At 64.3% G+C, this 14,324-nt stretch carries 15 protein-coding genes; 13 read left to right on the forward strand and 2 right to left on the reverse strand.

Annotated elements, in window-relative coordinates:
• The 13 genes from MTDSW087_RS24140 to MTDSW087_RS24200 all read left to right on the forward strand — a co-directional run bounded on the left by MTDSW087_RS24140 (position 1) and on the right by MTDSW087_RS24200 (position 13,324).
• A complete protein-coding gene (locus tag MTDSW087_RS24140) occupies positions 1-549 on the forward strand; it encodes a DUF1833 family protein (RefSeq protein ID WP_144767412.1) in 549 nt (182 codons plus the stop codon).
• The gene (locus MTDSW087_RS24145; RefSeq protein ID WP_144767413.1) at positions 546-950 is read left to right on the forward strand and encodes a glycoside hydrolase; all 405 of its coding nucleotides are present in this window, start codon (positions 546-548) and stop codon (positions 948-950) included. The genes MTDSW087_RS24140 and MTDSW087_RS24145 overlap by 4 nt, the downstream gene beginning before the upstream one ends.
• Positions 947-4,885: a host specificity factor TipJ family phage tail protein gene (locus MTDSW087_RS24150; RefSeq protein ID WP_186383981.1), complete on the forward strand. Its 3,939-nt coding sequence runs from the start codon at positions 947-949 to the stop codon at positions 4,883-4,885. Before MTDSW087_RS24145 ends, MTDSW087_RS24150 begins: the two co-directional genes overlap by 4 nt.
• 29 nt (positions 4,886-4,914) lie before the next feature.
• Entirely contained in the window at positions 4,915-5,217 is a 303-nt protein-coding gene (locus tag MTDSW087_RS24155) for a hypothetical protein (RefSeq protein ID WP_144767414.1), read from the forward strand.
• Positions 5,210-5,440 carry a hypothetical protein gene (locus MTDSW087_RS24160; protein ID WP_144767415.1) on the forward strand — a complete coding sequence of 77 codons (231 nt, stop codon included), beginning with the start codon at positions 5,210-5,212 and terminating at the stop codon, positions 5,438-5,440. The genes MTDSW087_RS24155 and MTDSW087_RS24160 overlap by 8 nt, the downstream gene beginning before the upstream one ends.
• A gap of 96 nt (positions 5,441-5,536) precedes the next feature.
• On the forward strand, positions 5,537-6,328 hold the full coding sequence (locus MTDSW087_RS24165; RefSeq protein WP_144767416.1) for a hypothetical protein: 792 nt from the start codon (positions 5,537-5,539) through the stop codon (positions 6,326-6,328).
• A 7-nt stretch (positions 6,329-6,335) separates the two neighbouring features.
• Positions 6,336-8,354 (forward strand): hypothetical protein, encoded by a 2,019-nt coding sequence (locus MTDSW087_RS24170; protein ID WP_144767417.1) that lies wholly within the window; start codon positions 6,336-6,338, stop codon positions 8,352-8,354.
• A 106-nt stretch (positions 8,355-8,460) separates the two neighbouring features.
• Positions 8,461-9,159 (forward strand): lysozyme, encoded by a 699-nt coding sequence (locus MTDSW087_RS24175; protein WP_144767418.1) that lies wholly within the window; start codon positions 8,461-8,463, stop codon positions 9,157-9,159.
• A 65-nt stretch (positions 9,160-9,224) separates the two neighbouring features.
• Positions 9,225-9,752 (forward strand): hypothetical protein, encoded by a 528-nt coding sequence (locus MTDSW087_RS24180; protein WP_144767419.1) that lies wholly within the window; start codon positions 9,225-9,227, stop codon positions 9,750-9,752.
• A 65-nt stretch (positions 9,753-9,817) separates the two neighbouring features.
• Positions 9,818-10,321, forward strand: a complete 504-nt coding sequence (locus tag MTDSW087_RS24185; RefSeq protein ID WP_144767420.1) for a hypothetical protein — start codon at positions 9,818-9,820, stop codon at positions 10,319-10,321.
• Entirely contained in the window at positions 10,321-10,692 is a 372-nt protein-coding gene (locus tag MTDSW087_RS24190) for a hypothetical protein (RefSeq protein ID WP_186383982.1), read from the forward strand. Before MTDSW087_RS24185 ends, MTDSW087_RS24190 begins: the two co-directional genes overlap by 1 nt.
• Before the next feature lie 546 nt (positions 10,693-11,238).
• Complete coding sequence (locus MTDSW087_RS24195; RefSeq protein WP_144767421.1) at positions 11,239-12,510, forward strand: FkbM family methyltransferase; 1,272 nt, start codon at positions 11,239-11,241, stop codon at positions 12,508-12,510.
• Between the two features lie 94 nt (positions 12,511-12,604).
• Entirely contained in the window at positions 12,605-13,324 is a 720-nt protein-coding gene (locus MTDSW087_RS24200) for a sulfotransferase domain-containing protein (protein ID WP_144767422.1), read from the forward strand.
• Positions 13,325-13,408: 84 nt separating this feature from the next.
• On the opposite strand, the gene MTDSW087_RS24205 is transcribed toward MTDSW087_RS24200, so the two are convergent.
• Together MTDSW087_RS24205 and MTDSW087_RS24210 are read right to left on the reverse strand one after the other, a co-directional pair.
• Positions 13,409-13,630 (reverse strand): hypothetical protein, encoded by a 222-nt coding sequence (locus tag MTDSW087_RS24205; RefSeq protein ID WP_144767423.1) that lies wholly within the window; start codon positions 13,628-13,630, stop codon positions 13,409-13,411.
• A gap of 165 nt (positions 13,631-13,795) precedes the next feature.
• The gene (locus MTDSW087_RS24210; protein ID WP_144767424.1) at positions 13,796-14,068 is read right to left on the reverse strand and encodes a hypothetical protein; all 273 of its coding nucleotides are present in this window, start codon (positions 14,066-14,068) and stop codon (positions 13,796-13,798) included.
• Between the last annotated feature and the right edge of the window lie 256 nt (positions 14,069-14,324).

Here is a 14,324-nt window from a genome sequence, read left to right on the forward strand (position 1 = left end):
ATGACCGTGACTGCCGCCCTGCGGGAGGCCTATGCCTCCGGCGATACCGAGGGCGTGGTGATCGAGACGTTGGAGATTGATCACGCCTCGCTCGACGCCGCCATTCGGCTCGTGCGCAACGTGGACAGCCAGCTCGGCCAGCCCGGCGATACCCTGGCGCTGCCGGTCGAGGCGGGCGGCGCGCGCCTGCCGCACCTGCTCTGTGCCTTCGACGTGGTGGCGCCCGGCGCCGACAGCGACGGGCCAACCGAGGGCAGGATCCGGATCGACGCCGTCTCGCACCTGATCCATGGGCTGCTCAAGGGCGTGATCGGCTACAACGAGGCGATCCGGGTCACGATCCGGTTCTATCGGGTGCTGCCCGGCCAGATCGACGCCGTGACCGGTCCAGACGACGACAGCTTCGATGGGCTGGAGATGACCACGGTGGACCTCTCGGCCGAGCGCGCCGAGGGCACGATCGCATGGCCGGACGGGCGACAGCAGAACGTGCCTTCGGGCCCGAACGCCTTCTTCGATCGCGACCAGTACCCGGCCCTGTTCTCGTGAGCGACCGTCGCGCCTTCCTCGCCGGCCTGCGCGGGCGGCCCTACGACCGCGAGCGCCTGAACTGCTGGCACATCGCGGCGCTGGCGCAGGCCGAGCTGTTCGGCCGGGCGCTGCCGGCGGCGGATCCGGCCCTGGTCGGCGATCTCCGCGCGCGGGCCCGTGTCCTGGCCGAGCATCCCGCTCGCCTGGACTGGCGCGAGGTCGCCCAGCCCAGCGATGGCGCCTTCGTCTTGATGGGCCGGGTGGCCGGCGCGGAGACCCATTGCGGGGTGTGGCTCGCCGATGACGGCGGCCTGATCCTGCACACCGATGAGCGCCACGGAGTGGTGCTCGACCCCCCGCTGGAACTGGCCGCGGCCCGGCGCTGGCGGCTGACATATCTCGTTCCGAAGGCGCAATGACCCTCATCGTCACCGCGAACATCGCCGGGCAGGCCCGCGGCGAGCCCGTGCGGCTGCCCGATCGGCGGCGTCGCCGGCTCTCCACGATCGTCGCCCGACATCGGCCTCCGCCCGGCCGGCGCTTCGTCGTCTCGGTGCACCGCCGCGGCGAGCAGTTCGTGCGGCCCTGCGACCGCTCGGTGCGCCTGCGGGCCGCGTGGCGCCGGACGCTGGTCGGCCCCCACGACGTGGTGCTGATCACGGTGGTGCCGCTCGGCCGCGGTATCGCCTCGATCGGGCTCGCCATCGCCTCGATCGCGCTCATCGCCATCGCGCCCTATGCCGCGCCAGCCATCGCCGCCGGCCTGACCGGGGCGGGCCTTGCCGTCTCGGCCGGTGTGGTCCAGGCCGGCCTCGTCGTCGGCGGCATCGCGCTCTCCTTCGCCGCTCAGGCCTCGGCGGCTGCCAAGAAGAAGACCGATCGCGAGCTCTATAGCGTCACGGGGGGCGGCAACCTGCCGAAGCCCGGTGCGCGCCGCCCGCTCATCTACGGGCGCTGCTGGTCGTCGCCGCCGCTCAGCCAGAAGGATTATTTCCACTACGACGGGGACTCGATGGTCCTCGTCAAGCGCATGACGCTCGGGATCGGCAAATTCCAGATCCACGCCGTGCGCGTCGGCGAGGCGGCCTTCTGGGATGAGGAAGGCGGCTACCAAGCGCCGTTCACGGCCACCGGCGGCCCGCTCGGGACGCAGATCGAGTTCCTGTACGAGCAGCCCTCGACGATCTCCCCCGGCGACGCCATCACCTCGCCCTCGGTCGGCGGGCAGGAGTTCCCGCGGCCGGGCGGCAACCCGGAATGGACGCCATGGTTCAGCCTCACCCCGCCGGGCGTCACGGCCGACGCCGCGCAGATGGCTTGGACCTACCCGCAGATCTACCGGGTGTCCTCGGCCGGTCGGCAGGTCGGCACGGTGGCGGGCGTCGTCTTCCAGGGGCAGGAGATTGACCCGAACACGGGCGACCCGATCGGGCCCGAATTCGAGATGTGGCGCTCCAGCGAGGGCACGAACGCGCTGACCACCTCGCCCCTGCGGCGCGGCGCCTACTTCCGGCTGCCGAAGGACGCCCGCTACCGGGTCCGCGGGCAGAACATGTACCAGGACGCGGTCGGCTTCGATCAGAAGAACACCGCGTCCTGGGACGGGATGACGGCCTTCAAGGACGACACCCGGGTGCGGCCCGCCACCACCGAGATCGTCATGCGCGTGCGGGCCGGGAAGGGCCTGACCGTCACCGCATTCTCGGAGATCTGGGTGGACGCCACCCGCATCGTCCCGGTCTGGACGGGTGCGGCCTGGGTCGAGCAGCCGACCAGCAAGGCGGTGTGGGCCTTCGCCGACCTCGTGCGGGCCGAGCACGGCCTGGCGCTGCCCTCCGGCTTCGACGCGGACAAGGCGCGCTACTACGCCAACCTGCTCGCGGCCAATGACACCTTCGACGGTGTCCTGCCCGAGGTCGCCTCATTCTGGGAGGCGGCTGGCGAGATCCTGCTCCCGCTGCGGGCCGATCCCGTCAAGATTGGGCCGACCCATTCCTTTGTCCGGGACGAGAGCCGGGCCGAGCCCCGTCACGTGCTCACCCGTCGACAGATCGTCCGGGACAGCACGGGCGCCACCTTCAAGACCAAGGTCGAGGGCGGCGATGTCATCGTGGAGTTCGACCGCGACGGCGATCCGGCCCGGCCGGATGAGGCCCGCTTCAGCTACGGGCCACCGACCCGCACGCCGAAGCGCTACCGCGTCAACGGCATCCGCGACGGCCTCCATGCTCTGAAGCATGCGACCTGGCTGGCCGCAGTCGCCGTGTTCCGGGGGAACGAGCGCAAGATCACCACCGAATGGGACGGCCGGCTCGTGGTGCCGGGCGATCACATCCTCTCCGACCTCTGGTATCTGGAAGGCAAGCAGACGTTCGGAGTGGCGTCCGCGTCGGGCAACCTGCTGCAGCTCGACACCGCGGCCGATCTCTCGGCCGAGTGGGGCTACGGCTCGGTCCGCACACGGCAGGGCCGCGAATGGGGCATCCTGCGCATGCGCGGGGCCGGCCCGCGGGGGCTCGAGCTTCACGCCGCGGACGTGGCCGCGCTCGCTGGGCAGACAGGGATCAGCCTGTCGGCGGTGCTGGCGCGGGATACGCAGGACCCGACGACGGTGGTGCTCGGCGATCTCGTTGAGCTGCAGGAGACCTACGTGGCCCGCGCGGCGCTGCCGAGCGATGCCGACCACGTCCAAATCGAGATGGTGGCCGACGATCCGCGCGTCTGGCAGTTGCTCGACGAGCAGGTAATCGCGCCAGCTCCGGTCAACACCGACCCTCTGGCCGAGCCGCTGGTGCCGCAGATCGCTGTGCTGCACGCGCGCTGCCAACGTGTCGAGACCGGGATTGAGGTGGTGTGGGGCGTCTCCACGACCCGCGGCGCCCGCGCCTACGAGGCCGAAATCTCCTACGATGCCGGTCAGTCGTGGGACACCCTCTCCGCACTGAGCCCTGCATCCAGTGGGCGGGCTCAGATGCGGCAATCCGACCAACCTGTGACGGTGCGCGCCCGCGCCTACGGACGGACCGGGCTGCCGGGCAACTGGATCCAGACGACGTTTACCACGGTGGCGCCCCTCGTCGACGGTGACCAGACCGAGATCGTGCGCTTGCCGCCAATCGACTATGCCGGCCTGACGGCCGACGTGCAGGCCCGTATCGCCCATATCCTCGACGTGGAGGCCGAGGCGAACGCGAAGGCGGCCGACCTGCTGGCGCGCGTCCTGGCCGCTGCCGCGGTCGGCGATGCCAATACCGCCTCGATCATCTCGGAGAGCCAGACGCGGCTCCAAGGGGATCAGGCACTGGCGAGCGACCTCTCCGCTGTGGTCGTGCGTGTCGGCGACACTGAGGCGGCGGTCGCGACGGAGCGCACGGCCCGCATCGACGGCGACAGTGCCCAGGCGACGCGAACCGATCTCCTCATCGTTCAGACGAACAACGACCGGGCCTACTTCCTGTCGACCACCAACGCGCTGATTGACGGAGATCAGGCCCTCTCGACCCGCCTCGACGCCCTCAGCGCGACGGTCGGCAGCAATACCGCGGCCATCATCTCCGAGCAGCAGGCGCGCGCGGATGGGGATAGCGTCCAGGCCTCGCGCACGGATGCGCTGATCGCGCAGACGAACAGCGACCGCGCCTATCTCCTGTCCTCGACGCAGGCGCTCGCCGACGCGGCCGGTGCCTCCGCCTCGCAGATTACGGATCTCTACGCCCGCTCGGATGCGGGGACGGCGGTCGGCCGGTTCTCGATGCAGGTAGCATCCGGCCCCGCAGGCGTGACGGCCCGTATCCAGGCGCTGATTGCCGCCACGCGTGGGGGGCAGACCTATGGGGCGAGCTACTACCTCGATCTGCTCGACAATGGGCAGACGCGTTTCGTGGTCGACGCAAACGCCTTCTACATCACGTCCGGCGGATCGCCAGTTCCTATGCTGTCCTTCGATGGGTTCACGTTGACGATCCCAAGCTTGCGCGTGACGAACAGTGTCATGCTCCCCAATTCTGTCTCTCAGTCGGGTTGGGACTTCACGACGAACTCCACGATCAGCTTCACCGTGAATGCGCGAGCCAACAGCCGAATTTCTGTGACGGCGCAGTTTGACGGGGCACCCCAGATTGGTCGCCCGATCGGGTCTGCCGGCCGGTTCCAGATCTCGCGCGATGGTACGATTATCCGAGATGTCCCGATCAATTTCTATATCGCGGGCAACAACGAAAACCTCGGCGCATACACGCTAGAGACAACGGCGTTTGTCGTAGATATTCCCGGCGCTGGATCTCACACTTACACGATAACGCATACAGGCAATCAGGGGCCGATTTCTTATAAATACGAGGAATTGGCAGCCTGACCCGACACACTTTCTTGCGGAGCATTGAAATGATTACGGTGACGGAACAGACGCAGCGGACACTTGAGACCCCGGAGGAGATCGGGGCTTACCTGGCGGCCCGCTACGCCGACCACGCCGCCAAGGCCCGCTTCCAGCCCGGCGAGCGAGTTTCCTTCCGATCCAGCGCGGGCGTGCCGCCCGAGTTGGCGATCGGCGGCGTGGGGATCATGGTCTATGACGCCCCCGGCAATCCCTTCTCGCACGTCATGGTGCTGCATTCCTCGGGCCGCGAGATCGTCGTGCAGGTCCCGAGCGACAACCTCGCCCAGGCAGAGGTCGCAGGTGAGTGAGGCGCCCGTCCCGGAGGCCGCGCCCTCGCGCCAGCTGACCGTGCATCAGATCAACGGTCGCCTCAACGAACTGACGCGGCAGCGCGACGTGGCCCAGGCGCAGTGCGTCATCCTCTCCGGAGAGAAGGCGGAGGCCCTGGACCTCATCAAGACCCTGAAGGCCGAGGTCGAGCGCCTTCAGGGCCTGCTCTCCGCTCAGGCCGGATCCTCCGCCGCCCATTGAGCGGCGCCCCACACCGATCCTTATTCCGTGACGCCAGCCCAGGAGCGCCCCGCGCGCGCCGGCCTGCTGTCGCACGCGCCCGCAGGGTGAACCGACATGGCGGACTTTCCCCTCTACGCCTTCACGACACAGGAGGACTGGTACGGCGAGCTCGTCATCCAGTCGGCCGAGGCGGGCAACCCACCGGTCTCCTTGGCCGGACGCGCCTTCGAGATGCCGATCACGCCGAGCCAGCAGGGCAGCCAGTTGATCGACCCGGTCCGAACCCTGACGATGGTGCAGGGCGGCGGCCTGTCCTTTAAGACGGACGGCACGGACGGCACCCTGGTGTTCCGCGTCCCGCGTGACATCGCGCGCACCTTCGCGCGCCAGGACTACACCGCGGACGTGCTCGAAGTGGTCGACGGCGAGCGCCACCTCTTCCTGCCGGTCCGCATCCGTTACAGTGAGCCCTCCGGCCTGCTCTCCTACCTGTCGCGGTTCATCGGCGCAGCGGTCACCTTCGCGGCCCGACAGCAGCCGATCATCACCCCTCTGGCCATTGCCGGCCGCCAGGGCGTGCGCGGCAACTCGGTGCTGAGCGGAGATCGTGCCCCGGTCCCGGCGGACGGTGTCGATGGCGACTTCTGGATCCAGGATCGCTCGGCGGCCGGGCTGCGCCGCCTGATGTATGGCCCGAAGGTCGGCGGTGCTTGGCCCGGCACGCCTTGGGCACTGGAAGCCGATACCGCCGTCAGGAGCTTTGCCACCCCAGCCGAAGCGCTCACCGCGACCCCACAGGGCAATTTCGGCGTGGCCATATTGAACGGGCAACTCGCGGTGATCGCCAATATCGGCGGCGCCTTGCAGGCCCTTCCCTTCGTCACCTCCACCGATCTCGATGCCTGAGGCTCCCATGCGCCGTCTGACCCCGCAGGCCCTTGCCCTTCTCGCCCTGTTCGGCCCTCACCCGGTCCAGGCGCTCGATATCCGCTCCTCGGCCGTGGCCGGGCGTGGCTCGCCCGCCGGCAACCCACTCTGCGCCGATCCGAAGAACATCGAGTTCAACCGGGCCGACCGCACGCTCACGATCTGCGACCCGTCCAATAATCCCAGCGTCACCACGCTTCTCAACGCGCTCCCGGCCGGCCGCAAGGCCGTGGAGCAGGGGCGGGCCGAGGATCTGACCGTCACAACCGGAGGCGTGACGGAGGTTCTGTCCTCGCTCCAGTCGCGCGTGGTGTCTTACCCGACGCGTGCTGCTGCTACTGCGGCCCGCATTCCTTCCACTGTGACGGCAGTCAACCTCGACGGCTACGCCGCAGCCGGCGACGGGGGAGCGGCACGCTACGCAGCGGTCGCTACGCAGCCAGTCCACCAGGGAAAATTCCAGTCGGCCGACGGTCGGTGGTGGGCGATCATCACGCGACCGCTGCGGCCCGAGATGTTCGGCGGGTTCCCCGGTGATGGCCAAGACGACCTGGCTGCCATCAACGCAGCGATGTCGGTGTTTCAGTACCAGAACACCGGCGGCCCGAGCGGCGGGCAGATCGATCTGACAGGCGCGCTGTACACGGTCAGCGGCTCTATCGACACGAACGGCAAGCACGGCCTGCGCATCCTCGGCGGCGGCATGAACGTCACCGAAGTGCGCGGCACCGGGAATTTCTCAGTGTTCAAGGATGCCGGCACCTCGACCACCGGCACAGCCGAGGTCGAACTCGGCAACATGAAGATCCGGTGTTCTGGCAAAGACAACGCCAACGCGCACGGTGTGCAGTGGAATTATTCTTACAATGGCAAGCTTCACGATCTCTTCGTGTATGCCTGCAATCACGCGATTGACCTGTCGAACTCCTGGCAGGTCAACATGACCCGGGTCCGCGGTGACGGTGTAGGGGCAGATCAGAGCAACATCGGCCTGTATATGGGCGTAGCTGATCCGGCGAACCCTGTGATCAACAATGCCGTGAACGCCTCCGATGTGGTCATGAACAGCCAAGCACAGTATAACTATCGTCTGATCAACTTTCAGGGCTCGAAGTTCAGCGGCGTCGAGGGTGGTGGCGCCGGTCTCTCCAACTGGTATCTCTGCGACCCACCGACCGGCAACAAGCCTTGCCAGTGGGGGCACTTCGATAACGTGCTCGCCGACACGGCTCCGCAATACGGTTTCTTGCTCCGCCAGGGCAACGCGTCAGAGATGAGCGAGTTATTCTTCGGCAATATGTGGACCGGCAATATCTACGATGCTGCCGCCGGCATTGGGCTGAGCATCGACGGTGGCCAGGATATCCCGATTAGTAGCTTGTTGGCCGTGCGAACCGTGACCGCGGTCGCCCTGAATAACAGCGCCCGCATCAATATCCACGGCACGATCAAGAACTACAATATCTCCAACCAGAGCAAGCCCGCGATCAGCTTGGCCAGTTCAGTTGACAACGTCTTCAACGTGACGACGTACACTGCTCAGCCAGTGGTCGGTTATAACGGCTACGTAGAGGATGCGAACTCCTACCGAAACCGGGTCTATGGTCTGGGCGTGGCGCCTTGCACTCTGGGCCTGACCTTCGGTGGGGCCTCGACCGGGATCACTTATGCAGCCAATGGCTGCTCCTTCGAGGTGGTCGGGACTACCGTACGCGCTCAGTTTCTCACCACGCTGAGCAGTAAGGGGACAGCCACAGGCGTGGCTCAGATCACTGGACTGCCGTTCTTAACCAGGGGCGGAGCGCCGGGCTATGGCGCCACCAGTCCGGTGCCCGGCATCACGGGCATGTCTGGCCTGACCAGTGTCCCAATAGCTCAGGTGCAGAACGGTACCAAGCAGGCATACCTGATGCAGCAGGGCGCTACGGGCACCGCCAACCTCGCCGACACCAATTTCACCGCGACTTCCACGCTCGTCGGCTCGCTCACCTACACCAAGCAGTGACGGCGCCAGCGCCTTGCGCTGGGTCGCCACCGTGCGCCGGCTGACGATGCGGTAGGCGCACCGCCCGGCCCGAGCCTTTCGACCCCCTGACATCGTGAGGACCACCATGGAGCTCAGCCCCATCGGCGAGGCCGTTCTGATCGCGCGCGAGGGCCGACGCCTGACCGCCTACCAGGACACGGTCGGCGTCTGGACCATCGGCATCGGCGTGACCGACATCGACGGCAAGCCCGTGCGCAAGGGCATGACGATCACCGCCGCGCAGTGCGATGCGCTGTTCGAGGTGACGGTGGCCCGCTACGTCGCGGCCGTGAACCGAGGCCTGAAGGTGCCGGTCGGCCAGCACGCCTTCGATGCCCTGGTGAGCGTCTGCTACAACATCGGCATCGGCACGCCGAACCCGAAGGCCGGCCAGAGCACCGGCTTCCTCGGCTCGACCTTCCTGAAGCGCATCAACGCGGGCGACATGGCCGGCGCGCGCGACGCGATCCTGATGTGGCAGAAGCCGGCCAGCATCATCACGCGGCGCAAGGCCGAGGCGGAGCAGTTCCTGACGCCCTACCTCGCCGTCCTGCCGCGGCCGACCACGACCGCCAAGCCGATCAAGCTGGCCGCGCCCGTGATCGAGGCGGTGCATCTGGAGGTCGCCACGCCCGTCATCGTGCCGATCGTGCCGCCCCCGAGTGTCGTCGCAGCGCCGAACTGGCTGGCCCGGCTCGGCCGCTGGATCGACGACACCTTCGGGGCGGGCTCGACTACCACGGCCAACGACAACGCCGCACCGACCGTTCGTCGGTCCGCCTGATCCCGAGATCCCGCCGCCGGCCGGGCTGAGCCGCGCAACCCTTCACCGCAACCGAAAGACCCGACATGACCCGCAAGGTTCTCCTCGCGGCGCTGGCGCTCGCCTGCGTCGTCTTCTCGCTTGTCGTACCGCTCGCAGCCTTCGCCGCCGAGGTCGTCACCGCCCCGGCCGCACCCACCGCCGTCGTGCTGCCCTGGGGCGACTGGGTCGTGGCCATCGGCCAAGCCGCCACCGCCGTGCTGCTGCCCGTGCTCGTCGGCCTGATCAGCAAGGCCGTCTACCAGGTCGCACCCTGGGCCATGCTGTTCCTGACGCAAAAGCGTATTGAGCAGATGGCGCAGGCCGTGACCGACTACGCCCTGAACGCGGTCGGCGGCATCGCCAAGGGCCAGCAGCTCACTGTTCCCGTCGGCTCGGCCGTCATCGCCAAGGCGGTGCAACGCGCGATCGACGTGGTGCCGGCGAAGGTGGTCGCGGCGGCCGGCGGCCCGAACGGCATCGCCGAGATCGTGTTCCGCAAGCTCGACCTCGTCCCCGAGGCGACCGCGGCCAACACGCTGGCGCCCGCCCAGGCCGCGATCCAGACGAAGTGAGCGGCCCGCTGTTCCGGCCTGCGCCTCGGCGCGGGTCGGCCCCGTCCGATCCCGCGGAGCAGCCGATGCGCAAGCCCCTTCTGCCGATGCACCCGGCCGGCCCTTACAGCACCTACCGCCTGTTCGAGTGGTGCATGGCCACGATGATGGTCCTCATGGCCTTCACCCTCGCGCTGCCCGGCGACACGATGGAACGGGCTGCCCTCAAGCCGATCGCCGAGATGGGCTTCAGCGAGCCTAACATGGCCACCGCCTTCGCCTCGGTTGGGGCGGTGCGCATCTGCGCGCTGTTCCTGAACGGCTTCATCAACAACGCGCTCGTCGGACCCAAAGGGGCCTATGCGAGGGCGGCCGGGGCTGGGATCGGCTGCCTGATCATGGCGCAGTTCACCTTCGCCCTGGTCTACGATGCGCTGATGGTGGCCAACGCCCCGAGCCTGAACATCGCCGTCTTCGGGACGCTGGCCGGCTTCGAGGCGCTGTCCGTCTATATCGCCGTGCTGGACGGCGTCTCCCGCAAGAGCAGGCTCGGCAGAGCCGTGGTCGACCTTGAGAGGGTCCTGGGCTGATGGTGGAGTGGCTGACATTCCTCAAAGACCTCATCACCAACCAGGCGCTGCTACAGGTCTTCGTCGGTGGCTGTACGATGCTCCTCATCGGCTGGATGGTGACCCGGGCGCGCGGCGATCGGGAGGCCCTGCCGCCTCCGGCACCTCAGACCATCGCGGACGTGCCGCTACCCTTCGCCCAGGGCCCGCGCGAGACCGTGGACCTGATGCGCGAGAGCAGGGATTACCTGCGCCGGGTCGCCGAGGATGCCGGCAAGATCCGCGAGTGCGTCCGGATCATGCGGGACCACGCCCAGCGGCAGACGGACATCCTCGACAGGATCGAGCGGGAGCAGGCGCTGGAGAACCGGTCGCACGCTCGGGGCGGGTGATGGCCTGCCCGCCTGAAGGCCAGGACCTGTGCGCCATCTGGGCGATCATCGCCGGCCTCGTCTGCCTGATTGTCGGCAGGTGGCTCGGCGCGCGCGAGGACCGCCAGCGCCCAGAATGACCCACGCCCCGCTCGACCCTTCAGCCCCGCCGGCATCCGCCGCGCGGGGCTTTTCGTTTTTCAGCTTCCCTTGTCGCCTCAGGCAATCGGACCGCCGCAGCGCCGGCCATTCCGCGTTGGAGCATTTGCGACTCGCAGAGTTGGCTCCTGCCCATTGCCAGCGCAGCGGTGCAGCGGCGATAAGGGCGCGCAGGCTGCCGTCAGATTAGGGCACCCGGGTGGGGACAAGCGTGAGGGCTTCTTTCGGTGACGGCAAGGCGCATAGGTCGAGACTGCCCATCATAGCCGCGGCGCTGAGCCGAAGGCCCCGTCCCCGCCCCGAGGAAATCGGTGATTAATAACCAGCAGTGTTACATCACCAGCACATGACGGCGTTCGGCCAGATATTTAGTGTTGCCTCACATCAAAGCATCACTTGGAGCATAATATGTCGGATCTACAACTAAAAGAGCATACTTTTATCGTTGGGGACAAGCATTTTTCTATTTCAAACGATGCTGCCGATAGCTTGCTAGCTGGAAGTTTGGGGGATGAGAACACCTGGGAGCCCTGGCAGCTCAAACTATACGCGAGGCTCGTGCACGCGGACTCAATATGCTTGGATGTTGGGGGAAATATCGGCACCAGTGCAATAGCAATGGCACATTATGCCCAGAATGGGCACGTGTATACCTTTGAGCCTGTCAAGAGAACTTTTTCGATTTTATCGCTGAATTTAAGGAACAACAAGGTAGAAAATGTTACTCCATCGAACATTGGAATCTCGAATGAGGTCGGAGAGGCGACGATTCGTGTTGATCGATCTCTGCTCGGTAACGCTCGCCGCGTAGACGATGCAACCGCTGCATCGGATGAACTTCACTACAATGAAACGTTCAAAATGCAGCCGCTAGACACGTGGATGTCTGAGAATAATATAAAGCGGGCCGATCTAATTAAAGTCGATGTTGAAGGTTTTGAGCTTGAAGTTATCGAAGGTGGCCAGAAGGCATTCTTTGGTGACGAAAGAACTGTATCCATTTTTGAGTTTGGCATTGAGCCGCAACGCCAAGCCCGCCCGCGCAAAGATCGCGAGACGCCTCGCGATGTGAGCTTCTTCCTTAAGCTGAAGACAGCATTTAAATACATTTTCCTTATTGGCCGTGACGAAAAACTGTATCCTGTTAAAGACTATGCCCAGTTGCGATTTATGATGCTGGCCGGATACCCAGTAGAAGATCTTCTATGCTGCCATATCGTTCCGTCTTCAATCAAGGATCTGATCTCCCCTAACTTTATTATGTCCCCGATTATTCCCGAGACGGGGATAATCCCGACTGATGGGAATGGTATCGTGGTTGCGTATAATCGCGGAAGTGACGGGTGGTCATTTCCATCTCCGCACTCCTCTGGAACGCGCTCAAGCTACGTAGTAAGCCTTTCTAAGCCTGCCAGCCTCCGTGTGGAGCTGAATTCTGTAAACTCAAAAGCAAGCCGACTTTCGTCTTGTGTGGCAATTCTGGTGGTCGGAGATCGTGAATATTGTGTCGATGTTTTGGATCGAAGCGTTTCTCTGGATCTGCACTTACCGGCAGGTGTAACGCATCTGTTTGTTGAAACTGATAGTGTCCTTCACTCCGCTGACTATTTCGGCAACCCGGGCGACCAGCGGCAAATTGGAGTTAGGCTCAATCTTCCTGATTTTGAGGCTACGCTTTAAGGCTCATCGACCTACAAGCGAAGGCAATCAAGAGCGCGGGCGAGACAGTCTTGTATGGATCGCCCGCACAAGTTTGCTGAAAGCCCATAAACTTATGAAACATAAAATCTACGAACCGCCGTACCTGGCAATTACACTGGGCGTCTATCGCAGTGCTTCAACATGGGCATACAACGTATCTTCGAGGATATTGTCGAGCAAATTCGATCTGCTGAAATTATATGCTGATCATACCTGCGAATTGACCGCTGTAGCGCCAAGTATGGGCGAGGCTGCTCTTGTTAAGATGCATAAGCCGGACGATGCTCTGCGTTTGATGATTTATCTCTGCAATCCGAAATTAATAATAACTGTAAGAAACCCGCTGGATTGCGTAGCCTCTCTCATGCGACAGTTTTACATGTCATATGAAGAGTCCCGAATTTTAATAAAAGACAGTGCGAGCGCTGTTGTTGCGATCTCAAAGCGAAGCAATCCACTCCTGCTCCGCTATGAAGACACAGGCGGAAGAAGCGCGAAGACAGTTCGGATCATTGCAGATTATCTTGATGTGCCGGCAAGTGAGGAATTTCTATCTCAAATCGCTTTTGATCTGTCACCAAACAATGTGAAGCGGTTCATTGAAGACCTAAATGAAACTAAATATTTTGACGAACGCTCTCCAACTGAGCAGGTTCATGCCGAAACCCAATGGCATCCGCGCCATGTAGGTGATGGCACCGTGGGCGCTTTCTCAGCTTTGCTTACAGACGCACAGATAGCATCAATTAAGGATGATACAGCGGAGTATTGCGAACGCTTTTCATATCAGTAAGACTTAGCAACAAATTCGCATAGCACGCCAAGCAATGCAAAGAGCGTGTTCGCTCTTTGCATTGCCATGGGTTTGGGCTTCGCCTCATGCCACCAAAGAGTCATCGGCCGGGATGGCGCATGCGCGAGCCTCTTCAACGGCACGCACGACACTTGCTCGGTATGCCTCAAGTCGATGCATCAGCTTCGCTCGCGCTTCGGTGGGGGTTAAACCGCGGTCGGAGAAAATGAGCGCGCCGATTTCTGCGCTTGCCTCGACAAGCGTCTCGCCATCGACCGTGAGTCGCTTATACCGGACCTTGCTCATAATTGGTTCCATCAATTCTGAAATGCCCTTCCGTGCTTTCATTTGCCATAGGCGGCGCTTGAAGCTGCGAGGGCGGCGCATGAGGGTACATGCCAGCCGACAGGGGAGGCTTGCAACCTGTCATATTGAGGGAGTGGTTTCGGCCGAGCATCTTTCTGTTCAAGGCTAAAGCACCCGGTGCCCGCCCATCTCCATCCACTTCGCCCAGGCGGCGTGCAGGCGCTCAATCGCTTCGTCCCGCGTGTCGGCCATCCCGTTCAGGTCGCATCCGACCGTGCTGGGCGCGGCGTTGATCCCGTTGGCGTGCCATGCCCACTTCCCGCCCTGCGGTCCGCCGTGGTGGCGCAGGATCCGGCCGACGAGGTAGCCGTCCGCGTCGCGCGCCAGAAAGTCGTAATGGCTGTCGGGGAAGGTGCGCGACCAGACGAAGCCGGTCATGCGGGCACTGGCCGGGCCAGCCGGATCGCGGTTCGGATCATCGTCGACGATAAGGCGTCATAGCGTAGCGAACGGACCATGCACAGCGTCGGGACTTTTGTCGGGACTCACGGTCCCGACGGGTGCATCCGGTTTCCCTTGCGTTCCGGTTTGGCGGCCCGTGATCCTTGCGCCTCAAAGGGCAAAACGGTAGGAGATCGAGGCCGTAACGGGCAGTCGGGGTGTAGCGCAGTCTGGTAGCGCACCTGGTTTGGGA

The organism is Methylobacterium dankookense (assembly GCF_902141855.1).
Taxonomy (GTDB): Bacteria; Pseudomonadota; Alphaproteobacteria; order Rhizobiales; family Beijerinckiaceae; genus Methylobacterium; species Methylobacterium dankookense.

Excerpts from the sequence above, each read along its gene's own strand:
- MTDSW087_RS24150 (WP_186383981.1), top strand. The coding sequence starts at position 947 with ATGACCCTCATCGTCACCGCGAACATCGCCGGGCAGGCCCGCGGCGAG.
- MTDSW087_RS24190 (WP_186383982.1), top strand. The coding sequence starts at position 10,321 with ATGGTGGAGTGGCTGACATTCCTCAAAGACCTCATCACCAACCAGGCG.
- MTDSW087_RS24210 (WP_144767424.1), bottom strand. The coding sequence starts at position 14,068 with ATGACCGGCTTCGTCTGGTCGCGCACCTTCCCCGACAGCCATTACGAC.
- MTDSW087_RS24200 (WP_144767422.1), top strand. The coding sequence starts at position 12,605 with ATGAAACATAAAATCTACGAACCGCCGTACCTGGCAATTACACTGGGC.
- MTDSW087_RS24180 (WP_144767419.1), top strand. The coding sequence starts at position 9,225 with ATGACCCGCAAGGTTCTCCTCGCGGCGCTGGCGCTCGCCTGCGTCGTC.
- MTDSW087_RS24205 (WP_144767423.1), bottom strand. The coding sequence starts at position 13,630 with ATGAGCAAGGTCCGGTATAAGCGACTCACGGTCGATGGCGAGACGCTT.
- MTDSW087_RS24140 (WP_144767412.1), top strand. The coding sequence starts at position 1 with ATGACCGTGACTGCCGCCCTGCGGGAGGCCTATGCCTCCGGCGATACC.
- MTDSW087_RS24185 (WP_144767420.1), top strand. The coding sequence starts at position 9,818 with ATGCGCAAGCCCCTTCTGCCGATGCACCCGGCCGGCCCTTACAGCACC.
- MTDSW087_RS24175 (WP_144767418.1), top strand. The coding sequence starts at position 8,461 with ATGGAGCTCAGCCCCATCGGCGAGGCCGTTCTGATCGCGCGCGAGGGC.
- MTDSW087_RS24195 (WP_144767421.1), top strand. The coding sequence starts at position 11,239 with ATGTCGGATCTACAACTAAAAGAGCATACTTTTATCGTTGGGGACAAG.
- MTDSW087_RS24170 (WP_144767417.1), top strand. The coding sequence starts at position 6,336 with ATGCGCCGTCTGACCCCGCAGGCCCTTGCCCTTCTCGCCCTGTTCGGC.
- MTDSW087_RS24155 (WP_144767414.1), top strand. The coding sequence starts at position 4,915 with ATGATTACGGTGACGGAACAGACGCAGCGGACACTTGAGACCCCGGAG.
- MTDSW087_RS24165 (WP_144767416.1), top strand. The coding sequence starts at position 5,537 with ATGGCGGACTTTCCCCTCTACGCCTTCACGACACAGGAGGACTGGTAC.